This is a genomic window from Priestia sp. SB1 (assembly GCF_038898415.1).
This window is the reverse complement of record NZ_JBBJSS010000003.1, coordinates 358,592-381,860: the sequence shown is the minus strand read 5'-3', so window position 1 is coordinate 381,860 and position 23,269 is coordinate 358,592. Positions and strand designations below refer to the sequence as shown.

The following is a 23,269-nucleotide window of genomic DNA, read 5'->3' as shown; positions in this document are numbered from 1 at the left end:
AACTACTGTTTTTGTTTTGTGACTCTTAGTTTATTAGTTGTATTTTATGAAAGGAGAGAAATGTTTATGAATTATGGTTTAATTTTAGCGGGTGGTAAGGGAACTCGAATGGGCAATACTGATTTGCCTAAGCAGTTTCTTGATTTACAGGGAGAGCCAGTTATTATTCATACTATTGAAAAATTCGGGTTGTTTAAAAATGAGGTTAAAAGGTTAATTATAACTTGTCCTAAAGAGTGGATTACGTATACGACAGATATAATTAAAAAAAAGTGGGGAGAAGATGATTGGATAGTAGTCACAGAAGGGGGCGGAACAAGGCACGAATCGATTCTCAATGGTTTAAATTTTATAAAATCAAATTACAACATAGGTAAAGAAGACATCATTATTACTCATGATGCTGTAAGGCCCTTTGTTAGCTACAGAATCATTAAGGAAAATATAGAAAAATGTAAAATTTACCATGCTGTAGATACAGTAATACCAGCTACAGATACTATTGTGCATTCAGTAGATGGAAATAAATTATCCTCTATTCCTCCTAGAAAAGAAGTGTATCAAGGGCAAACTCCTCAAACCTTCAATATAGAAGAATTATTGTACTGTTACAATAATTTAGATAAGGAAACTATTGAGCTTACTACAGATGCGGCTAAATTGTTTTTGTTATTAGAGAAGGATGTTTATATAGCATTCGGTGATGATAGTAATATTAAACTAACTACTCCGACCGACTTAGTAATCGCTAATGCGATGCTAAGAAAGGACAAGCCCTAATGATTAATCAAGTCATACGTTTAACTAATCCTAAGAGGTTTGAATCTTTTTATATACAACAAAATCTTAATAAAGATTTTTTAATAGTTCGACCTACCTATATGTCTATATGTCAAGCTGATCAGAGGTATTATAATGGTTTAAGAGATAAGAAAACATTAAAACAGAAGCTCCCAATGTCCTTAATCCATGAATCAATAGGGGAAGTTGTATATGATCCTAAAAAAGAGTTTAAAGTAGGCGACAGAGTAGTTTTAATCCCCACCTTACCAGGGTATTTATTCGGAAAAACTAAGTCTAAAAGTGTGCTGAATGAAAAAATTGGAGAGAATTACTGTAGAGATGGGAAGTTTAGATCTAGCGGATATGATGGATTTATGCAGGAATTGGTTTTTCAGCCTAGAGAAATGGTTGTAAAGCTACCGGATAATTTTTCAGATGAAATTGCTGCTTTTACGGAGTTATTTACGATAGGGACTCACGCGATTAGACGGTTTAAATATTTTTCTAATAATTATAAAGAAAGAATTGGTGTATGGGGAGATGGAAGCTTAGGTTTTTTAACTGCCTTATTATTAAAATTCACTTTGCCCAATTCTAAAATAATAGTATATGGAAAACATGAAGAAAAATTGAAATTATTTACATTTGCTCATGAAGTCTATCAAATAGATGATATAAAAAACTCTTTTGACGGAGTTGATCATGCTTTCGAATGTGTAGGAGGACGTGGTAGTCAAGATGCAATCAATCAAATAATAGAAACTATTAATCCTGGTGGAACAATAAGCCTCTTGGGAGTAGCGGAAGAGCTAGCTAATATAAATACAAGAATGGTATTGGAGAAAGGCATTTTGTTACAAGGAAATAGCAGAAGTGGAAAAATAGACTTTGTTGAAACCATAGAGCTTTTCAAAAGGCATAATTTAGAAGATTATTTGAGCTTATTAGTTTCAAATGTTACCACTGTTCGTAACATTGCAGATATAGTAAAGGCTTTTGAATACGATAAATCAAAAATATATGGTAAAACAGTTATTAAATGGGAGTTCTAAATGCATGGTTACTAGACAATTATTTAAAGTACTGTTTGTAGATATATTTACTTTACTCACAGGTTTATTAAGTGTATTTTTTCTTCCCAAAGTAGTTAGTGTTGAAGAATATGCTTATTACAGAACGTTTAGCTTATTTATTACTTATGCAGGTATGTTTCATTTGGGCTTCTCAGACGGGATATATATTAAATTTGGCGGAGAGAAATTTAGCAGTCTAAATAAGAGTCAAATATCTTCATACTATAAGATTTTAATGATTATAGTAAGCATATTTACAATAGGGTTACTATTATTTTCATTAATAAATAATAATAGGTTACTAGTATATTTTTCTTTATATATTCTTCCTTTTAATCTCATTCACTTTTATAAACTATTGTATCGTGCAACAGGTGAATTTGGAAAATATTCTATTTTACAGGGATTACAATCACTTCTAAATCTTTTACCAATAGTGCTTTTTTTGATCTTAAGTTTCAAAAAAACAGATTCTTTAATAGTGATGCAGTTAATAGGTTTATTTTTTATAGCAATTCTTTTGAATTTTTACCTTGTTATCAAGGATCACAAGAATAAACAAGAAAGAAAAACTCAATATAAACAATCTTATTTTGAAATTAAGAGCATAATTACGATTGGTATTACTGTAATGATTGCTAATGTAATTAATACTTTATTTTATTCTATAGATCGATGGTTGGTGAAGATGTATTTTTCAACAGCTGAATTCGCATATTATTCATTTGCAGTTTCAATTTTAAGTTTATTTTTAGTCTTGATTTCATCTCTCACTAATTTTTCTTATTCTTTTTTAGCAAGAGCTGATAAAAATTTGCAAGATACCAATATTAAAAATAGCAAATTAAAAATATATCTACTAATATTTTCATTTTTATTTCTTAATGTATATTTTTTAATGGAATTAATTATTGGAATTTATCTTCCTAAATATATACATTCTCTCTCTTATATTTCTATCTTATTCATGACGCTACCTTTCATGGGAGTTATTAATGTTTTATATTCTAATCTTTATAAGGCCCAAAAACGCTTGAAGGAATTTTTTATAACAGTTTCTTGTATGCTGATCTTATCAAGTTTTATAAATCTTTTACTTATATATATTTATAAATCAGTTTACGTAATTGCTTTAGGGACTTTAATTTCATTTATTATTTGGTATATTATTTCTTCTTATCATTTTAAAGAGTTAAGAGGGAATTTTAAGGAGTATACTTATATATTGCTAAATTTAATTAGCTTTTTTACCCTCAATTTGATAGAGATTTACCCTTTGGGACTTATAATGATAGGGGTTTCTATAAATTTAGTTATTACATTCTTTTTATATAAAAAAGAATTTCAGGGAATTTTATTAAATTTGAAACTAGCGTTAAAAATGAAAGTAGAGTGAGCAATTGCAGGAATATTTAGATAAGGGAATACGATTTAGTGAAATTTTACTTGAACGGAGGAAGTATAAATGAAGCTTGTATTATTATCGGGTGGATCTGGTAAGCGTCTGTGGCCATTATCAAACGATACGCGTTCGAAGCAGTTTTTAAAAGTATTAGAAGGACGAGATGGACAGAAAGAATCGATGGTTCAGCGCGTCTGGAATCAAATTGAAGCAGTTGGGTTAAATGAGTCAACGGTTATAGCTACTTCTAAGCTTCAGCGTGATATGATTCGAGGTCAGGTCGGAACAAATATTCCACTGATTATCGAGCCTGAGCGCCGCGATACGTTTCCGGCAATTGCTTTAGCTGCTTCTTATCTTCATTCTGAGGAGCAAGCATCTGAAGATGAAATCGTTGTGGTACTGCCAGTTGATCCGTACGTTGAAGACGGTTTTTTTGAACGAGTCAAAGATTTAGAAAGTGTGCTTCGTGATTCAAAAGCTGATTTAGCGTTAATGGGTGTGAACCCTACGTATCCTTCATCTAAATACGGATATATCGTGCCGGAAGGAAAAGTACAGGGGGACAGTTATTTTACAGTGAATTGTTTTACAGAAAAGCCGAGTGAAGAAGCAGCGGTGGGATTAATTAATCAGCGTGCGCTTTGGAACTGCGGCGTTTTTGCATTTCGTTTAGGTTATTTGCTTCAAATTTTACAAGAGAAAAAACTTCCGCTTCAATTTGAAACGCTGCACAAAGAATATACAACGTTACCTAAAATTAGTTTTGATTATGAAGTGGTGGAAAAGGCAAGTCATATTGTCGCGCTTCCGTATGATGGCTATTGGAAAGATCTTGGTACGTGGAATACGTTAACAGAAGAAATGGCAACATCTCAAATTGGAAAAGGTGTATTAACGGATGACTCAGCTAATACGCATTTAGTAAATGAATTAGATATTCCGGTTACGGTGTTAGGCGTGAAAGATGTAGTCGTTGCGGCTAGTCCAGACGGAATTTTAGTGGCGGATAAAGCATCTAGTCCTAAGATTAAAGAAATTATTGGCGACTGGAACTATCCTCCAATGTATGAAGAGCGCCTTTGGGGCTGGTCCCGCGTGTTAGATTATGCGAAGTATGATGAAGAAACTGAAATGGTGACAAAACGTATTCATATTTCGAAAGGAAAGAACTCGACGTATCACTATCATAACTTGCGTGATGAAGTATGGACGATTGTACGTGGAGAAGGAGAGCTTGCGCTTGATGATTACATCCGTCGCGTAAAAGCAGGAGACATTATTCACTTGCCGGCTGGCAAAAAGCATGGAATTCATGCATTAACCGACCTTGAATTTATTGAAGTCCAAACGGGAAAAGTCATTTCAAATGAAGATAGTATTCGCCTTATCTATGAATGGAACGATGTGATTAAACAATTCCAATCATCAAGACCGCAGGTGATTTTATAAAAGGTAGAAGCTTAGATATAGTCAAAGCTTCTATTTTTTTATGTAACTAATAAGGAGGTGCTTCTGGTTGAAAACAATTGCCTATTATATTTCAGACTACGGATATGGTCATGCGACTAGAAGCACGGCCATTATTCGTGAATTATTAAAGCAAAATGAAGAGATAGAAATCATTATTTGTCATTCATTTGCGATTGAGTTTCTTAGACAATCTTTTAAATATGAACATCGTGTAAGGTTTCGAGAGATTTTAACGGATGTGGGCTACGTCCTAAAAGAAAATTCTCTAGAACCAGACGCTGATTTGTTAAACCATAAAGTTGCTTCTTACGTCTCAAGCTTTCATACAAAGCTTATGTATGAAAAGCACTTTATGAAAGTAGCCAATGTTTCATTTGTGATTTCAGATATTTCTCCGTTAGGGATCGCGGGTGCTTATCTATTAAACCTGCCTTCTTTAGGAATATCAAATTTCACTTGGTTTACAGCATACGAAGGGTTAATTGGAGAGCTATCGTTGGAATTTTTAGAAAAACGTTATAAACAGATGACGTATCAGTTTTCGCTAGCATGCAGTGATGAGCCACATTGGGGTATCAAAGAAAATCAACGCTTTGGTTTTTATTCAAGAGAAATAAACGATTCTGAAGTACAGCGTATTCGTAAAGAGATTGATCCTGCAGGTGAGAGTCACATCATCTACTTCGGTCTGGGGATGAAAGTAGATATTGGAACGTTGTCCGACCTGTCTATTTGGCAAAGCTCAAACTGCAAGTTTATCGTTTCACCGAATGTTAATGTTACTCATCCCAATGTATATAAAATTCCTCAAGATGAAACAGAAACGCAGCACTATGTAGCTGCAGCTGATCTTGTTTTAACAAAAGCAGGCTGGGGAACGATCAGTGAAGCGGTTTGCGCTGGGGTGCCGCTATTGATTACAAATCGCAGCAGCATGAAAGAAGATCGTCATACGATTGATTATTTAGTTCGTCACCAGCTATGCGACTTAATAGAGTGGAAAGAGTTAGAAAGCTTAGTAGTAACTCCTTCGCTCATTGAAACATGCAGGCGGCAGCAACTCAATCGCTATGAAAATGAAGCGGTACATATCGCCAAAGAAATCAATAAAAAAATAAACGGTAAATAAGGAGTTCATTCAAAACGATGAAAAAAGCACCCATTTTTTTAGCGCCTGTATTTCAAGAACGTATCTGGGGTGGAACGGAGTTGGAGAGTCAGTACGGGTATCGTATACCTTCTGCTCAAACAGGCGAGTGCTGGGCTATTTCTGCTCATCCAAACGGTCCCAATACAGTTCGTGAAGGTCATTATGCCGGCAAAATGCTAGGTGAGCTTTGGGATGAGCATCCAGAGATATTTGGGCATTTTAACAGTCCAAGATTCCCCCTTTTAACAAAAATTTTAGATGCCAATGATGATTTGTCCATTCAAGTGCATCCAGGTGATGAGTATGCGCAGGAGTTCGAAAATGGTGAGCTCGGGAAAACAGAATGCTGGTACATCTTAGACTGTAAAGAAGGTGCGACGATGATTTTTGGTCACCGTGCACATAGTAAAGAGGAATTTATGCAGTTAGTAAACGAAGGTCACTGGAATGATTTATTGCAGCGTGTAAAAATCAAGCCCGGTGATTTTTTCTATGTTCCAAGCGGTACGCTGCATGCTCTTTGTGAAGGAACTCTCGTTCTTGAAACGCAGCAAAGCTCAGATACGACGTATCGGGTATATGATTACAACCGCCTTGGACAAGAAGGCAAGCTGCGAGAACTTCACTTAGAAAAAGCGATTGATGTGACAACTATTCCTCACACTGCATCACATATAGAGCCTATTAGTATTCAAGAAAAAGGCGGCACCATCACTACTTTTTTAGAAGAAGATTATTTTTCTGTCTATAAATGGGACATACAGTCTTCACTTGAGTTCGTTCAAAATCACCATTTTACGTTAGGAAGTGTCATTGAAGGAAACGGAATTCTTTGGACAGAAGAAGGAGAATTTCCGCTGCAAAAAGGAGACCATTTTATTTTGCCAAATTCGATTGAAGCATTTACTTTGACTGGTAAGATCGAAGTTATTGCTTCTCATCCAAATGAGAAGAGTCAGCGTATGTATGAAGACGCAAATGTTTCGAGAGATATGGCGAGGATCTAACGGACTGTGTAAGAATATAATAGGTCATTTATCATGAAAAGTATAAAAATTTTACATGCTATGTCGATATAAAGATAGAAATAAAAAATAAGAACTGTCAATATTTCATTTAATTTACAAAAGAATATAGTAAAAGAATCTTTTGTCAACTATAATGAACAGTATATTGAATTTTTAGAAGTTACTAAGTTCGGAGGTCAACTATGGAAGAGACAATTAGTTTGCGAGAGTTGTTTGCAGTGCTTCGTAAGCGTCTTTGGCTTATTGTACTGATTACAATTATCGCTGCAACCGTAAGTGGAGTGATCAGCTTTTTTGTGCTAACGCCTGTTTACGAATCAAAGACACAAATTTTAGTCAATCAAGCTAAAAATGATCAACAGTTATATAGTAATCAAGCTGTTCAAACAAATGTGCAACTTATCAACACGTACAATGACATTATTACAAGTCCAGCTATCTTAGACAAAGTAGTCAAAGAGTTAAAACTTGATAAATCCGCAGAGTCCCTAAGCGGTCAAATTCAAGTGACAAGCGCACAGAACTCGCAGGTAGCACAGATTGTCGTACAAGATACAAGTGTAAAACGTGCAACTCAGATTGCGAATACAACGGCTTCTGTTTTCCAAAAACAAGTGCCTAAGCTTATGAATGTAGACAATGTGAAAGTGCTGTCGAAAGCAACGGTTGGCGAAAGTGCAAGTCCAGTTAAACCTCAGCCGCTTTTAAATATTGCGATTGCAGTAGTCGTCGGTTTAATGGTAGGTATTGGGTTGTCATTTTTACTGGAATACTTAGACAACACGTTAAAAACCGAGCAAGACATTGAAAATATTCTAGAACTTCCTGTGATTGGAGTCGTCACGAATATTAAAGATGTGCCCAAGCCAACAAACGTATCGAGACCAGATGTAGCTGCTCGCGTACCGCAAAGAGGTGAAACGTATGGCTCGTAAAAACAAAGCTCAAAAAAATGATAAGATGCTGACTTTAAAAAGACGTTTGCTTGCTCATAACAGTCCAAAAGATCCTGTAGCAGAACAGTACCGTACGATTCGTACAAATATCCAGTTTTCAAACGTCGATCAAGATATTAAGACGATTGTTGTCACATCAAGCGGTGCGGAAGAAGGAAAGTCTACAACAGCTTCTAATCTAGCAACGGTTTACGCACAGCAAGGTTTAAAGGTATTACTAATTGATGCTGATTTACGTAAACCAACGGGTCATTATACGTTCCGATTAGAAAACCATATTGGTCTTACGAATGTATTGACACGTCAATCTACGTTAGCGCAAGCGATTCAAGAATCAGAAATCCCTCATCTTTCTGTCCTAACAAGCGGTCCGATTCCGCCGAATCCATCTGAACTGTTAGCATCTGCTCAGATGGCTGAGTTGTTAAAAGAAATGAAGGAACAGTTTGATATGATCATTTTTGATACGCCGCCAATTTTAGCTGTAGCTGATGCGCAGATTTTAGCGAATCAAGTAGACGGCACGATTTTAGTAGTCAGCAGCGGTAAAACAGAGAAAGACGCTGCGTTAAAATCGAAAGAGCTGTTAAGCAACGCAAAAGGCAAATTGCTTGGGGTTGTGTTAAATAACCGCAGAGTAGAAGAAGGTAACTACTATTATTATTATGGCACTAATTAATTAAAACCTCCTCGCTAGCATGTGCTAGCGAGGAGGCTTTTTGGCGTATTTTCATAGAAGAAACATATAAGAAATTATGACTATTGTTATAAAAAGTTTAAAATGTGAGATTTTTCATGGTTGAAGTATTTAAAAGTAATTAGTAAAATTTTGCTGTTTATTCATGTACTTACAAGATAGCTAAAAAGTAGGTTTTTCTTGATGAACAGCTCTTTTTAGGGCTTGTTTAGTAGTTCGAATGAAATGAATAGATATATTCGGACTATTCTTAAATATTTACAGGGCATTGATTTGCAGATGTTTCGACAAAAAAAGACATAGAAATACATGTTGTAATATGCTAACATAAGTATTGCTTTAATTAGGTCTTAAGAAGGATAGGGGTGAGGGTAGATGATTGACTTACATTGTCACATTTTGCCTAATGTCGATGACGGTGCTGCAAGTAGTGAGATGAGTATTGAAATGGCAAAGCGAGCTGTCTCAGAAGGCATTACGGCTATTGTTGCGACGCCTCATCATCAGAATGGCAGATATCTCAATGAAAAAGAAGCTATTTTACAGAGTGTTGAACAATTAAATAGTTTATTAGTTCGTGAAGGAGTGCCATTAACCATTTTACCTGGTCAAGAAAACCGTATTTACGGTGAAATCTTAGACGACTATCATCAAGATAAAATTCTCACTTTAAATAATACGGGAAAATACTTGTTTGTTGAATTTCCTTCGAGTCAAGTCCCTCGCTACGCGGAGCGGCTGCTGTTTGATATTCAATCACAGGGAATCATCCCTATTATTGTCCATCCAGAACGAAACAGTCGGTTGTTAGAAGACCCTGATCTTCTCTATAACTTTATTAATAAAGGAGCATTAGCTCAAGTTACAGCTTCTAGCTTGGTTGGACACTTTGGAAAGAAAATAAAGAAATTTTCTCACCAGTTAATAGACGCCAACCTCGTGCATTTTGTTTCCTCAGACGCCCATAACCTCCAACACCGCTCTTTTCATATGCAAGAGGCGATTGATGTGATTGAGAGTGAACATGGAAGAGACTATTATTATATGTTTCTAGAAAACGCTCAGTGCGTTATCGGCGGTACACAGTGTTACAAGGAATCTCCAGAAAAAATTATGCGAAAAAAGTTTCTAGGTATTTTTTAATGCCTAGAGGGTAGAAGCTATTGAGCAGTATAGAAATTATGAAAGAATTTGATCATTTACCTAAGAGTGTAAAAAAGGCTGTGCGGTATATTTACCAAGATGCATCTTACGATCAGCTGCTGATTTTAAAGAAACATTTAGCACATGCCATTCAGCAGAAAGAACAAGAACTTTATAAAAAAAGAGACTAGTATTTTCTATTAAAAATACTAGTGCTTTTATACATAATTTAATGAAACTAGGTGACTGCATTGCAACAGCGTATTAAAGTAATGACGATTTTTGGAACACGTCCAGAAGCCATTAAAATGGCTCCCCTTGTACTAGAATTAAACAAACGTTCAGAAGAATTCGAATCTATTGTAACAGTAACAGCTCAGCACCGTGAAATGCTAGACCAAGTGCTGCGTGTGTTTGATATTACACCAGATCACGACTTAAACATTATGAAAGACCGTCAAACGCTGATGGATGTAACAACACGCGGACTTCAAGGACTAGATCAAGTCATGAAAGAAGTTCAGCCTGACATCGTACTTGTTCACGGTGATACAACAACAACCTTCATCGCAGGTCTTGCGGCTTTTTATAATCAAATTAAAGTGGGTCATGTAGAAGCAGGTCTTCGTACATGGAATAAATACTCTCCGTACCCGGAAGAAATGAACCGCCAGTTAACAGGAGTATTAGCGGATCTTCATTTTGCTCCTACTACAAAGTCTGCTCATAACTTGTTGCAGGAAAACAAAAAAGAAGATACGTTGTTTATTACAGGAAACACGGCAATTGATGCATTAAAAACAACCGTGTTAGAAGAATATTCTCACCCTGTATTAGATCGTGTAGGAAATGACCGTTTAATTTTGTTAACGGCTCACCGTCGTGAAAATCTTGGTGAACCAATGCGTAATATGTTCCGTGCGATCAAGCGAATTGTAGAGGAACATGATGATGTACAAGTTGTCTATCCTGTACATTTAAATCCTGTTGTTCGTGAATTGGCAGACGAAGTGTTAGGAAATGATCCTCGCATTCAATTAATTGAACCTCTAGAAGTAGTAGACTTCCATAATTTCGCTTCACGTGCTCATATCATTTTGACGGATTCAGGCGGCGTGCAAGAAGAAGCTCCTTCATTAGGTGTACCGGTATTAGTACTTCGTGATACAACCGAACGTCCTGAAGGTATTGAAGCTGGAACGTTAAAGCTTGCAGGTGTAGAAGAAGAAACCATTTATTCACTTGCTAAAGAGCTTTTAACAAACGAAGACGAATATGCACGTATGTCTAAAGCATCGAATCCATATGGTGACGGTCTTGCTTCAAAACGTATTGCCGATGCGATTAGCGAATATCTTAGTGCTCAAAATAAGTAATTAGTAGATGGGGGAAGTTTAATCATGTCAAAAGTAAAAAAAGCGATTATTCCAGCTGCGGGATTAGGTACACGTTTCTTGCCAGCAACAAAAGCAATGCCAAAAGAAATGCTTCCAATTGTAGACAAACCGACTATTCAGTACATCATTGAAGAAGCAATTGAATCTGGCATTGAAGATATCATTATCGTAACGGGTAAAGGAAAGCGTGCGATTGAAGATCATTTTGATAATGCTCCTGAACTAGAACAAAACCTTGTAGAAAAGGAAAAGTTCGAGCTTCTAGAGAAAGTGCGTCAATCAGCGAACGTAGAAATTCACTACATCCGTCAAAAAGAGCCAAAAGGATTAGGGCATGCGGTTTGGTGTGCGCGAAAATTTATTGGAGATGAGCCGTTTGCTGTTCTGTTAGGAGATGACATTGTTCAAGCAGAAACGCCTTGCTTGCGTCAGTTAATGAATCAGTATGACGAGACGTTATCTTCTGTGATTGGTGTGCAGACGGTTCCAGAAAACGAAACGAACCGTTACGGAATTGTAGATCCTATTTCAAGCAATGGCCGCCGTTATCAAGTGGATACCTTTGTTGAAAAGCCAGCATTAGGAACAGCACCTTCTAATCTAGCGATTATGGGCCGCTATATTTTCACGCCTGAAATCTTCAAGTTTTTAGAACAGCAGGAAGTAGGCGCAGGTGGAGAGATCCAATTAACAGATGCGATTCAAAAGCTTAACGAAATTCAGCGCGTATTTGCTTACGACTTTGAGGGCAAACGTTACGACGTAGGTGAAAAGCTTGGATTTATTCAAACGTCGCTAGAATTTGCTCTTCAGCATGAAGATTTACGTGATGATTTACTTACATTTATGGATGAGCTATTACAAAGAGAAAACGTAAAAGCTTAATTGATATTTCACTAGTTCGCTTGACGAGCTAGTGAAATTGTATTGGAGTGAAGTTGCTTTGACAAAAAGGGTACTTGTGATTTCTCAACATTTTTATCCTGAAATCGGTAGTGCAGGAAATCGTATAAAAAATATATATAAGCTATTGAAAGACGAAAATTATGACGTAAATGTGCTGACGACTGAGCCCACATATCCAAATAAAAAGATCTATCATGACGAACAGTTTTGGGATGATGAGTCTATTGATGAAGAAAATGATGTAACGCGCATCGGTGTGAAAAATCGCAAGTATTCTAGAAGTATTATCAATCGTTTAATGTATTATTTAGAAATTGCTTTTAAAATGATGCTATTCATTTTAACCGACCGAAAAAAGTATGATGTGATTTTCGTTACGTCTCCGCCTATTTTTATTGCTGTCGTCGGGCTGCTTGCCAAATACCGTTACCGGAGGCCACTTATTCTAGACATTCGAGATTTATGGCCCGAATCGTTAAAAGGCGTAGGGGTATTCAATTATCCGGTCGTCATTTCCGTTTTCAGCTGGCTAGAGAAAATTCTTTACGTGAAAGCTAACCATATTATTGTGAACAGTGAAGGCTTTATTCGTTTTATGACAGAGAAATATGCTATTCCGTTAAATAAAATTCATTTTATGCCTAATGCTGCAAATCGTAATGAAATTTCGATGATTGAATCTGGAAGCGACGTATTTAAAGTTATGTATGCAGGCAATATTGGTTTAGCACAAGATGTAACGGTTCTAATGGACCTTGCAAAAGAATTAAATGAGTATAGTATTGAATTGACAGTCATGGGATATGGGTTTAAAAAGAAAGAATTTGTACGTTTTGCCAAAGAGCATAAGTTAACAAATGTTCGATTTATTAAACCGACTACTCGTCAAGAATGTTTACATATTATTTCTGAACACCATATTGGAATTGTGACGTTGAACGGTAAGCAAGTATTTGAAACGGTTCTTCCTGGTAAAATCATTGATTATATGACGTGTGGTATTCCTATTGTCGCTTCGGTTTCTGGTTATGCTAAAGACGTGATTGTTTCACATGAAGCTGGAATTGTATCAGATACGAATACAGCAGATGACATGCTAAGACATATCTTATACTTGTATCAGAATCCTTCTAAAAGAAGTGAAATGTCTCGTAATAGCTTAAATTATGTGAAAAATCATTTCTTCTGGGAGAAAAATATTGAAGTATTAATACGTTTAATTGAGAATAAAAGTTCTGAGCAGCTGCATATAGAGCAGCCAGAATCAGTGGATAAGGTTGAAGTGTTATGAGAAAAAATGTGTGTATGTTTGTATGGAATCATTTTACCAATGACGCGCGTGTCTTGCGCGAATGTACGGCTTTATCAGAGAATGGTTATGCCGTTGATTTAATTTGTATTCACGACCCGAACAATCCGGGTTTAAAACAGTATGAAGAAGTAAACGAACATTTTCACGTTCATCGCGTAAAGCGTTATCCTTCCTCGCTGCTTTTTATGAAAAAAGCGTATCGTGCCCTTCTAAAATATAAAGTGCTCGCTCTAATCGCTTTTTTGCTGTGGTTAGGAGCAGCGTACGTAGCTCCTTACGTAGTCCTTCCTGTTACAATCGTAGCCGCGTTGTTATTAAAAACGAAGCTGCAAGTGGTCTGGGTAAGAGGAAGCATTATCTTAAGGATGATTTTAAAAGGCAGGAAGAAGAAATACGAGATTTATCACTCGAATGATTTAAATACGTTGCCTCAAGGATTTATCTGTTCAAAGCTTCGCTTTAAGCGTAAGTATCTTGTCTATGATTCTCACGAGGTGCAAACAAGCAGGACGGGCTACGACAGCGGTGTATACGCAAAGATGGAATCTTTCTTTATTAATAAAATTGACTCTATGATTGTAGAAAATCATACGCGTGCAAAATACAATGAAGATTTATATGGCTTTTATCCAAACGTTGTTTATAACTACCCGTTTCGTCCAAAAAAGAAGCAGCAGCAACAAGTTAATTTACACGAACGCTTAGGGCTTCCTGAAAATGAAAAAATTCTGTTGTATCAAGGTGGTATTCAAACGGGACGAGGCCTTGAAAAGCTTGTTCAAGCGGCTCCGTTATTTAAAGAAGGAACGTTAGTCTTTATTGGAGACGGACGTATCAAGCCAGAGCTAGAGCGTATGGTAGTTGAAATGAAGTTGGAAGATAAAGTGAAATTCATTCCGAAAGTGCCGCTGCAAGACTTACCGAAGTATACAAAAAATGCGTACTTAGGCTTTCAAGTATTAAATAATGTGTGCTTCAATCACTATTCCGCTTCTTCAAATAAGTTGTTTGAATACATCATGAGCGATGTACCGGTGGTAGCATGCGACTTTCCAGAGATTAAAAAAGTAGTGGAAGGCGAGCATATTGGATTATGCGTAGACTCACATGATTACAAAGAGATTGCTAGTGCTGTCAATCAGTTGTTAAGAGATCCTATGTTACGTACAACGATGAGTCATAACTGTAAAACGGCTAAGTTTAAATACAATTGGGAAAATGAGCAAATGGAGTTTTTAAAAGTCTATCAGGCAATATAAAATAGATGAAAATAACTTCTTTTTTTGGTTCTTTTATTGTTGTTATTAAAGCTAGGGACAAATAAGAAAAATAAAAGCAAAAAGACGACATTTTAAGGGTGTCGTCTTTTTATGTCCGTTTTAGAAAGGTAATTTAAGATTCTAAAATTTTTTATTTTAGATTTAAACTTTCTTTTAATTCAGTAGACAGCTGATTACGAGTGTCATCAGATACGGCGTAATAGTAAATACCATTAATTTTTTCGCCTTTTCCATCTATTTGAAGCTGCTCTGAATTTTTACGTGCGTCTTTATAGTTTGATTGAATCTGTTTCATATCATTAAACGTAAGGTTTGTTTTTACATTTTGACCAATTGCATCTAAAATCGTACCGTAGTTTGTTAAAGACTGAACGCTAGCTCCTTCGTCAATAACGCCTTCAATTACTTGACGCTGGCGCTGCTGACGTCCAAAGTCACCGCGAGGGTCTTGTTTACGCATACGGGTGAAAGCCAGTGCTTCTTTACCATCTAACGTTAGAGGGCCTTTTTGGAAGCTGTAGCCGTCATAATTAAACGCAAGGTTATTGTTTACAGTTACGCCGCCAACAGCGTCTACAATGTCTTTAAAGCTTTCCATATTCACTTGAACATAATAGTCTACAGGAATGTCTAAGAATTTTTCTACCGTATTTACAGCCATATCTACGCCACCAAAAGCGTAAGCGTGGTTAATTTTATCTTGTGTTCCTTTTCCCACAATCTCAGTTCGCGTATCACGTGGAATACTTACCATCTTCATAGACTGTGTCTTTGGGTTTACCGTCATTAAAATAGTAGAATCTGAACGTCCTCGGTCACCGGCACGCTGATCTACTCCCAATAGTAAAATAGAAATAGGATCGCCATTTTCCAAACTCACTTTAGTTGAACGTTTTTCAGATACATCACGTTTTAGCGGTTCGTGAGTTTGTGTGAATGTCTTTTCAACGGAATGCCATATGCTATATGCATAGCCTGCTACACCTAGAATTAATACTAAAATAATACCAAGAATAATTTTGAACGCGCGTTTCTTTTTCGGTTTTTTTCGTTTGCGTCTGCGCGCGTTTGAAGGTTGTACTTGTTCTTCCATGTGGAACCTCTCTTCCTTTTCCTTATGTATTGATAAAATAAATGTCTTCTATGTAAGCCATTATTCTTATCTTTTTCATCAGAAAACACGTCAAAATGATTAAAAAAATGACAAATTTAATCAAATTTCTTCATGTACTTTAAAATTATATTATAATAAAAGAAAAAAAGAAAGATATAGTAAGGGAGACAATTTATGAAAATTTTAATTAACGTATTTGCTATTCTCATCTTTATCTCATCTTTAGTAGCAGGAAAGATGTACTGGAATCATCAATTAGACAAACAGTTCGAAACAAAGCCTACGAGAGTAAGCGCAGCAGAAACAGAAAAGGATATGCAAACCGAGACTAAGAACTTGCCGGAATCAATTGTAAAAAAATTAGAAAAGGCAAAGAAAACAGGAAATCCTGTAAAACTTGTAATTTTGGGGTCCGCTCCTGAGAAAGACGTAAAGACGTGGGGAGCTTTATTAAAAGAAAAAGTGGAAGATACATATGGGACAGATTTGATAAATGTAGAGTTGTATGAATACAAACAAATGAATACATTACAATTTGTGAAAACAAAAACGTATGAAGAAATTACAAAAGCAAAGCCTGATATCTTGCTTTTTGAACCATTTTTATTAAATGATAACGGCATAGTAGGTATTAATAATACAGTGGATAACTTGCAAGTCATTATGAAGCATATTGAAAGTGAAAATAAAGAATTAGTTACTATTTTTCAGCCATCAGCGCCGGTCTATCAAGCTCAAAACTACCCTAATGACGTAAAGGCCTTAGAAACCTTTGCTAAAGAAAATGGATATGAGTTTGTAAATCACTGGAGTGCATGGCCAAATTATAATGAGGAAGACATTTTAAAGTATTTATCTGATGAAAATGGTCAACCGAATGAAGAGGGAGAAAAGGTATGGTTTAAATTTCTCTCTGAGTATTTTACCAATTCATAATGAAAAAGCACGCTACCTTATAACAAAGGTGCGTGCTTTTATTTTTTAATTCGTCACAGCAGGTAAAAGTAAAGCGTTAAGCTGTTCTAACAATCTTGCATAGTATGCTGGCTAAGAATGCCTTTGCGTAAGGCTCCATCTATTTATGCTTTTCATCTGACATGAACGCTTGGAGGTAAATAATATTATTAATTTATTTATAAATATACTTTAATTGTTAAACAGGAAGCCGGAATTTGGACTCAATACAGAGGTTTCGAAGGGAATATCCAATTAATATTTAGGTACATTTACTCATGATGATGCTCTAACTATTTTAGTTCATTTCTTTTTAACATTTTTTTCAAGAAAAGAATGTTCCATTTCAATGCAAAATGAACGTCTATCAACCCCAAAAGAGAGCATGAGCAAAAATAGATACTTATGCTAGAAGATAGAAAAAAAGCCCTGTGATATAATATAACTCATGGAATACTATCCATGATCTGAGGCATAGAAAGAGGAGAAAAAAATGATAGATATATATACCAATATCTTGCCAAATGTGAACAGTGGTCCCAAAAGTGTAGAAGAGTTTTTAGAAATGGCAAATGTATTAGTGAAACAAGGAGTAACAGAAGTCGTAGCAGCACCTCTTTATGACGGAAAAGATTCCAGCTATAAAGAAGGCGTGGATCTTGCGAATGAATGGTTAAGAAAATCTTCTATTTCGTTAAGCGTTTTACCAGGTCAAAAAGTAATTGCCTCTACCAATATGATTGTATCAAATGAAGAGTATTACACGATGACAATAAATGAAAATGAAAAATATATGTTTTTACACATTCCACAAGACGTGGAAATTGGAGTGTTAGAAAATATTGCTTACGAGCTTCAGCTAAAAGGTATTGTACCGGTTTTAAATGAGCCTGAGTGCCATTCATTATTTGTGGAGAATCCTCCGCACTTGTACAAGCTCGTAAAAAATGGAGCAGTCGTTCAGCTGTCTGCACAAAGTGTGCTGGGCGGCAACGGCAGTAAAGCTAAAAAAGCAGCTTATCAGTTCATTGATCACGGATTAGCACACGTTATTGCATCAGGTGTGAATCGTGAAAACTATCAGCAGTACGGTCTGCAAAAAGCCTATTCAGCTGTTTCTAAAAAATACGGCAACAGCAAGCTTTATCATTTTATGGAAAATGCAGAGGCTATTGCGAGCGGGAAGGCTGTCTATAAGCAAGAGCCTGAACGCATCAAAAAAACAAAATTCCTAGGAATCTTTTAACTTTTCCCTTTTTACCCTGATTAACTTCTGTTTAATCAGGGTATTTGCATACAAAGACCTATTTAAATCCCTTCTTTTATCATCATTATTTGGCGTTATTTTACAAATTATGTTTGCGTTTTCACATAAAGTGATAGTAAAATATTGTTAGTTAAGTAGATGACAGGAAAGTACGCGGTTTTCCGGGGTTTGTGGTGGTAAATGTCGAGAAGAATACATAGTTTCACATTTAAAATCGTCGTAGAATAGAGCTATACAAAACGCAGGGAGGGAAATAAAGTGATTGATATTCATACGTACATATTGCCTAATATCGATAGCGGACCTGAGGAAGTAGACGGTTTTTTGAAGATGGCACGCTCCTTAGCGGATCAAGGCGTTCAGTCCGTTGTGGCGACGCCGCTTTATGATAGCGATCAAGAGTTTATGAAGCACCATTTATTTCTCTATGTAAATGCAGCTAATGAATGGCTTACAAATTCATGTGTTCCTCTACAAGTATTACCAGGTCAGCTTGTCCCTTTATCGCCTCAACTTCTGCGAAACTATGAGCGAAATCAGCTTCTTACACTTAATCACACCGATAAATATTTATTTCTTTCACTGCCTGAATATGATATCTCACCTTATTTTGAAAAGATACTGTCTGATCTTCTCACAAAAGACGTTGTGCCTATTCTACGTTCACCAGAATGTCATCCGCTGTTCCGCGATCATCCGGAGCGTTTGTATGAGCTTGTTAAAAAAGGCGTACTCGTTCAGCTAAGTGCGGCTAGTATTCTTGGCTTAAATGGAAAAAAAGAAAGAAAAGCGGCCTGTACGTTTATTAAATACCGCTTCGCCCACGTGATTGCCTCTGGCGTTCATGCTCGCAATTACCACGACTATTCACTTTCAAAAGCGTATGATTACATTTCCGATATGTACGGTGCTTCAGAACTTTATTTTTTTATTGAAAATGCAGAGGCGATTATCGACGGTCGTCCGGTGCATCAATTAGAGCCTGAGCCGATGAAAAAATTTAGTTTATTTAAATTATTTAGCTGAAAACAAGGGACTTTTCCATAAAAACGGGAAAGTCCCTTGTTTTGTCTTTCTTTCATTGTGGTATGGAATAGAAACAAAGTTAAAGAAAGGAAGGCTGAATATGATAAAAACTACAGCTGGAAAAGCAGCTATGTCGGTTTTAAAAGAATGGAAGATTGATCACATTTTCGGTATGCCCGGAGATTCAATCAATCATTTTATGGACAATCTGCGAAGTGAAAAAGATGAAATTGAGTTTATTCAAGTCCGTCACGAGGAAGTAGGCGCACTTGCGGCATCTTCTTACGCTAAAATCACGGGTAAAATCGGCGTGTGTCTGTCAATTGGAGGGCCGGGTGCGATTCACTTGTTAAACGGCTTATATGATGCCAAAGCAGACGGTGCACCGGTGCTAGTGCTAGCTGGACAAGTGCCTCGTGCGAAGCTTGGCAACGAATCGTTTCAAGAAGTGAACTTAGAACGTGTTTTTGACGATGTGTCGGTGTTTAATCACCGAGTAGACTCGCCAGAATCATTTCCGCATCTGCTGCAGCAAGCAATTCGAACGGCTTACGCGAAAAAAGGCGTCGCGGTATTAGTCATTCCAGATGATATTCCGTCTTCAACGATTAAAATTGATGAAAAAACGCCAGTTGCCAATGTATCAAAAAGTATTTCTCACAGTGACCCAGAAGATGTAGCTAAAGCTCTTCTAGCAATTAAATACGCAAAAAAACCGGTTATTTTAGCAGGAACAGGCGCCAAGCACGCCAAGCTTGAATTAGCGCAGTTTGCGGAAAAAATTGCGGCACCGATTATCTTTACGCTTCCGGGTAAAGGAATACTGCCGGATCATCATCCTTATAACCTGGGGCAGCTCGGGCAAATTGGGACAAAGCCGGCGTATGAAGCGATGGAAGAAACCGATTTGCTGATTATGATTGGAACTTCGTTTCCATACCGTGAGTTTTTACCGGACGGGGTTGAAGCGATTCAGCTGGACTCTGACGCTACACAAATCGGCAGACGCTACCCTGTATCTATCGGATTAGTTGGAGACTCCAAAACGACGCTGTCACAGCTTGCGCATAATTTAGATTATCAAGAAAACCGCCGCTTCCTAGAAGAGTGTCAAGTTAATATGGAAAACTGGTGGAAACACGTAGAAAAAGAAGAAAACGAAGTGAGTACGCCAATCAAGCCGCAGCAAGTTATTCCTAAGCTGCAAAAAATTGTTGATGATGATGCGATTGTCTCTGTTGATGTTGGGAACGTGACGGTATGGATGGCTAGACATTTCCGCATGACGAATCAAAAATTTGTGATTTCAAGCTGGCTGGCAACGATGGGCTGCGGACTTCCGGCTGCGATTGCAGGAAAGCTTGCTCATCCTGAAAAACAATCGGTAGCCGTATGCGGTGACGGAGGCTTTACGATGGTCATGCAAGACTTTGTAACGGCTGTGAAGTACAAGCTGCCGATTGTTGTCGTCGTCCTTAATAACAGTGAAATCGGCATGATTAAATATGAACAAGCTATTCAAGGTCACTTGGATTACCAAACGCAGCTTGGTGAAATGAACTTTGCGAAGTTCGCTGAATCATGCGGAGGAATCGGCTACCGCGTTGAAAAATACGAAGAGCTCGAAACCGCTTTTGAAAAAGCAGCGCTTGCGAATGTTCCTGTAGTGATTGATGTCGTTGTTGCTGATGAACCGCCGCTTCCAGGCAAAATTTCATTCGGACAAGCGGCCAATTATTCGAAGCACATCATGAAAAAGTTCTTTAAAGAACATGAGCTCGAAATGCCGCCGCTTCGTAAAGGACTAAGCAGAATGCTTTAATCAGTGACTCTCCTTACAGGAGAGTCTTTTTAGGAGGGATATCATGGGAGTGTTTGAAATCATTTTACTTATTTTTGGTGCGGTCATGATGTTTGTAATTGTAGTGCCGGTTATTATTGCTATTATTCTTTGGATGAAAGACGAAAAACAAGAAGAGCATTCGGTTTTGAGAAACTATCCGCTGCTCGGGAAAATGCGCTATATTTTTGAGAAAATGGGGCCTGAACTGCGTCAGTATTTATTTTTAAATAATAACGAAGGCAAGCCGTTTTCTCGAAATCAATATGAACAAACCGTTAAGTCAGGTAAATACCTCAACCGAATGATGGGGTTTGGCTCAGAGCGTGATTTTAACGAACCGGGCTATTATATTCGAAACGCGGTGTTTCCAAAGCAGCGCGATGAAATGAAAGCGGATAATACGCCAAAAATTAAAACGAAAGTATATAAAATGGACGCCGATAACTTATTCAGCCGAAGAGAGCACCGCGAAGAAAAAGAAGCGGATCCGTTTTATTTGCGAGATGAAGATGCGGTCGTGATAGGTCCTTCATGCAAAAATCCCTTTGTTGTAAAAGGATTAATCGGTCAATCAGGCATGAGCTTTGGAGCGCTTGGTGACCACGCGATTACCGCTTTATCCCTAGGATTAGGACGAGCAGGCGGCACGTGGATGAACACGGGAGAAGGAGGCCTGTCACCGTATCATTTGAAAGGAAACGTCGATATTATTTTTCAAATTGGCCCTGGGCTTTTTGGCGTTCGGACAAAAGAAGGCGAATTTTCATGGGAAGAATTTAAAAAGAAAAGTGAAATGAAGCAAATCAAAGCGTTTGAAATTAAGCTCGCCCAAGGAGCCAAAACGCGAGGCGGTCACGTAGACGGTTCCAAAGTAACGGAAGAAATCGCAGAAATCCGCAACTTAAAGCCAGGAGAATCGGTAGACAGTCCAAATCGTTTTAAAGAGTTCGCGTCGTATCCTGAAATGTTTCAGTTTATTGAAAAGCTTCGAGATGTGGGCGGCAAGCCAGTAGGCATTAAAATGGTTGTAGGAAACACAAATGATCTTGAAGAAATGGCGGCGTATATGAAAGAGACCGGAAGCGGTCCTGACTTTATTACGATTGACGGAGCAGAAGGAGGAACGGGCGCATCGTTTCAAGAATTAGCAGACGGAGCGGGGGTACCGCTGTTTTCAGGACTTCCTTTTGTGGATGACCTGCTTAAAAAATATGGCGTTCGTGATCAAGTAAAACTTTTTGCATCAGGCAAGCTGTTAACGGCTGATAAAATTGCTACGGCTTTATCACTGGGCGCTGACTGCGTAAATATTGCCAGAGGCTTTATGTTTTCTGTTGGCTGTATTCAAGCGCAGGTTTGTCACAATAACCGTTGTCCAGTGGGCGTAGCCACAACAGATCCAAAGCTGCAAAAAGCGCTTATTATTGAAGAAAAGTCATACCGCGTGTGCAACTACGTGCTGTCATTACGTGAAGGGTTGTTTAATTTAGCAGCAGCTGCCGGCATTGATTCACCAACGAAGTTTTCAAAGGAACACGTGGTGTTCAAAAACAGCAGCGGACAGTTAGCTGATATTTCTACAAAGGAAAAGATGTACGTATAAAAAAGCTGCCGGTTGGCAGCTTTTTTATTGTCTTCTTTGAAGCAAATGCAGGCAAAACTCTAAGTCTTTTTGAAGATGCTCTTGCATTAATGATTCTGCTTTTTCAGCATTGCGTTCTTTAATCGCTTTATAAATGTCTTCATGTTCGTCAATTAAAAACGGGCGGTTGTAAAACACCACAGTGTGACGGAATAAGTAAATGATCGACTGCATGCGGTCGATGATGTTAATCATTACATCATTGTTGCTTGCGTTCACAATAATAGCGTGGAACCGTTCATTTGCGTTCATAATTTCTTCAAACGAGCCGTTTCTTCCGATGTCTACGCATTCCTTTAATTCTTCTAATTCGTTATCAGACAAAAAAGTCGCAGCAGCTTTAGAAGCTGAACCTTCTAGCAGCATTCGCACTTCAAACAAGTTGCGTAAATCTTTTTCTGTCGGCGACACCACTTTTTTTCGAACAATCAGTCCTTCATATTCTAAGCGTCTGATGGAATCACGAATTGGCGTTCGGCTGAATCCAAGCTCGCTCGCTAATTTTTCTTCGACGATTTTTGTACCGCCTTCAAGCTCACCGTTTAAAATTTTATCTCGAATCATCTCATAAGAAGGGTGATGAGACGAACGAGAACCTTGATTTCTTAACATACTCTACTTCACCTCTAGCATTCGACACGAGAAAATCTCGTCTCTTTCTCTCTTTATTTTTTATCATTTTGTACGCGTATACCCAAATCATACTATAACTTGTGAAAAGGTGGGACGGAAAGTTTCGCTTTTAGAAATAAATTTCATTTAAAAAAAGGCTAGACAAATAAATAAAATGCGAATATGATGAGTGTATACAAAATTATCAGAA

Annotated in this window: 21 protein-coding genes; 19 read left to right on the top strand and 2 right to left on the bottom strand. The window is 37.3% G+C overall.

Translation table 11 applies throughout. The annotated features are described in order from the left end of the window. Positions 1 to 66 precede the first annotated feature (66 nt). The 14 genes from WKH56_RS12535 (at position 67) to WKH56_RS12470 (ending at position 14,579) form a co-directional block, all read left to right on the top strand. Positions 67 to 780: an IspD/TarI family cytidylyltransferase gene (locus WKH56_RS12535; RefSeq protein WP_342835683.1), complete on the top strand. Its 714-nt coding sequence runs from the start codon at positions 67 to 69 to the stop codon at positions 778 to 780. Further along, positions 780 to 1,835, top strand: a complete 1,056-nt coding sequence (locus WKH56_RS12530; protein WP_307596661.1) for an alcohol dehydrogenase catalytic domain-containing protein — start codon at positions 780 to 782, stop codon at positions 1,833 to 1,835. The genes WKH56_RS12535 and WKH56_RS12530 overlap by 1 nt, the downstream gene beginning before the upstream one ends. 4 nt (positions 1,836 to 1,839) lie before the next feature. Beyond that, a complete protein-coding gene (locus tag WKH56_RS12525) occupies positions 1,840 to 3,252 on the top strand; it encodes a lipopolysaccharide biosynthesis protein (RefSeq protein ID WP_342835680.1) in 1,413 nt (470 codons plus the stop codon). Between the two features lie 69 nt (positions 3,253 to 3,321). Beyond that, complete coding sequence (locus WKH56_RS12520; RefSeq protein WP_342835678.1) at positions 3,322 to 4,710, top strand: sugar phosphate nucleotidyltransferase; 1,389 nt, start codon at positions 3,322 to 3,324, stop codon at positions 4,708 to 4,710. 67 nt (positions 4,711 to 4,777) lie between these two features. Next, entirely contained in the window at positions 4,778 to 5,860 is a 1,083-nt protein-coding gene (locus WKH56_RS12515; protein ID WP_342835676.1) for a glycosyltransferase, read from the top strand. Positions 5,861 to 5,877: 17 nt separating this feature from the next. Continuing rightward, positions 5,878 to 6,888, top strand: a complete 1,011-nt coding sequence (gene manA, locus WKH56_RS12510) for a mannose-6-phosphate isomerase, class I (protein WP_342835674.1) — start codon at positions 5,878 to 5,880, stop codon at positions 6,886 to 6,888. A 203-nt stretch (positions 6,889 to 7,091) separates the two neighbouring features. After that, positions 7,092 to 7,844: a YveK family protein gene (locus WKH56_RS12505; RefSeq protein WP_342835673.1), complete on the top strand. Its 753-nt coding sequence runs from the start codon at positions 7,092 to 7,094 to the stop codon at positions 7,842 to 7,844. Beyond that, positions 7,834 to 8,544 (top strand): CpsD/CapB family tyrosine-protein kinase, encoded by a 711-nt coding sequence (locus tag WKH56_RS12500; RefSeq protein ID WP_342835672.1) that lies wholly within the window; start codon positions 7,834 to 7,836, stop codon positions 8,542 to 8,544. The genes WKH56_RS12505 and WKH56_RS12500 overlap by 11 nt, the downstream gene beginning before the upstream one ends. Before the next feature lie 393 nt (positions 8,545 to 8,937). Beyond that, positions 8,938 to 9,705, top strand: a complete 768-nt coding sequence (locus WKH56_RS12495) for a tyrosine-protein phosphatase (RefSeq protein ID WP_342835671.1) — start codon at positions 8,938 to 8,940, stop codon at positions 9,703 to 9,705. Between the two features lie 20 nt (positions 9,706 to 9,725). After that, entirely contained in the window at positions 9,726 to 9,896 is a 171-nt protein-coding gene (locus WKH56_RS12490) for a hypothetical protein (RefSeq protein ID WP_157876213.1), read from the top strand. A gap of 60 nt (positions 9,897 to 9,956) precedes the next feature. After that, on the top strand, positions 9,957 to 11,081 hold the full coding sequence (gene wecB, locus WKH56_RS12485; RefSeq protein ID WP_342836055.1) for a non-hydrolyzing UDP-N-acetylglucosamine 2-epimerase: 1,125 nt from the start codon (positions 9,957 to 9,959) through the stop codon (positions 11,079 to 11,081). A 24-nt stretch (positions 11,082 to 11,105) separates the two neighbouring features. Then, positions 11,106 to 11,987, top strand: coding sequence for a UTP--glucose-1-phosphate uridylyltransferase GalU (gene galU, locus WKH56_RS12480; RefSeq protein WP_043979854.1), 882 nt, complete (start codon positions 11,106 to 11,108; stop codon positions 11,985 to 11,987). Between the two features lie 58 nt (positions 11,988 to 12,045). Continuing rightward, positions 12,046 to 13,299 (top strand): glycosyltransferase family 4 protein, encoded by a 1,254-nt coding sequence (locus tag WKH56_RS12475; RefSeq protein ID WP_263034446.1) that lies wholly within the window; start codon positions 12,046 to 12,048, stop codon positions 13,297 to 13,299. Further along, on the top strand, positions 13,296 to 14,579 hold the full coding sequence (locus WKH56_RS12470) for a glycosyltransferase (RefSeq protein ID WP_342835670.1): 1,284 nt from the start codon (positions 13,296 to 13,298) through the stop codon (positions 14,577 to 14,579). The genes WKH56_RS12475 and WKH56_RS12470 overlap by 4 nt, the downstream gene beginning before the upstream one ends. 151 nt (positions 14,580 to 14,730) lie before the next feature. On the opposite strand, the gene tagU is transcribed toward WKH56_RS12470, so the two are convergent. Then, the gene (tagU, locus tag WKH56_RS12465) at positions 14,731 to 15,693 is read right to left on the bottom strand and encodes a polyisoprenyl-teichoic acid--peptidoglycan teichoic acid transferase TagU (protein WP_342835669.1); all 963 of its coding nucleotides are present in this window, start codon (positions 15,691 to 15,693) and stop codon (positions 14,731 to 14,733) included. 195 nt (positions 15,694 to 15,888) lie between these two features. Here tagU and WKH56_RS12460 point away from each other — a divergent pair, with 195 nt between their 5' ends. The 5 genes from WKH56_RS12460 to WKH56_RS12440 all read left to right on the top strand — a co-directional run bounded on the left by WKH56_RS12460 (position 15,889) and on the right by WKH56_RS12440 (position 22,407). After that, positions 15,889 to 16,650, top strand: a complete 762-nt coding sequence (locus tag WKH56_RS12460; RefSeq protein ID WP_342835668.1) for an SGNH/GDSL hydrolase family protein — start codon at positions 15,889 to 15,891, stop codon at positions 16,648 to 16,650. A 511-nt stretch (positions 16,651 to 17,161) separates the two neighbouring features. Next, positions 17,162 to 17,914: a CpsB/CapC family capsule biosynthesis tyrosine phosphatase gene (locus tag WKH56_RS12455; RefSeq protein WP_342835667.1), complete on the top strand. Its 753-nt coding sequence runs from the start codon at positions 17,162 to 17,164 to the stop codon at positions 17,912 to 17,914. A gap of 279 nt (positions 17,915 to 18,193) precedes the next feature. Next, a complete protein-coding gene (locus WKH56_RS12450; protein ID WP_342835666.1) occupies positions 18,194 to 18,961 on the top strand; it encodes a tyrosine-protein phosphatase in 768 nt (255 codons plus the stop codon). A gap of 100 nt (positions 18,962 to 19,061) precedes the next feature. Continuing rightward, positions 19,062 to 20,783, top strand: coding sequence for a pyruvate oxidase (locus WKH56_RS12445; protein ID WP_342835665.1), 1,722 nt, complete (start codon positions 19,062 to 19,064; stop codon positions 20,781 to 20,783). A 43-nt stretch (positions 20,784 to 20,826) separates the two neighbouring features. Next, a complete protein-coding gene (locus tag WKH56_RS12440) occupies positions 20,827 to 22,407 on the top strand; it encodes an FMN-binding glutamate synthase family protein (RefSeq protein ID WP_342835664.1) in 1,581 nt (526 codons plus the stop codon). Between the two features lie 24 nt (positions 22,408 to 22,431). Here the strand turns inward: WKH56_RS12440 and WKH56_RS12435 are convergent, their stop codons facing one another. Further along, on the bottom strand, positions 22,432 to 23,058 hold the full coding sequence (locus WKH56_RS12435) for a GntR family transcriptional regulator (RefSeq protein WP_342835663.1): 627 nt from the start codon (positions 23,056 to 23,058) through the stop codon (positions 22,432 to 22,434). Between the last annotated feature and the right edge of the window lie 211 nt (positions 23,059 to 23,269).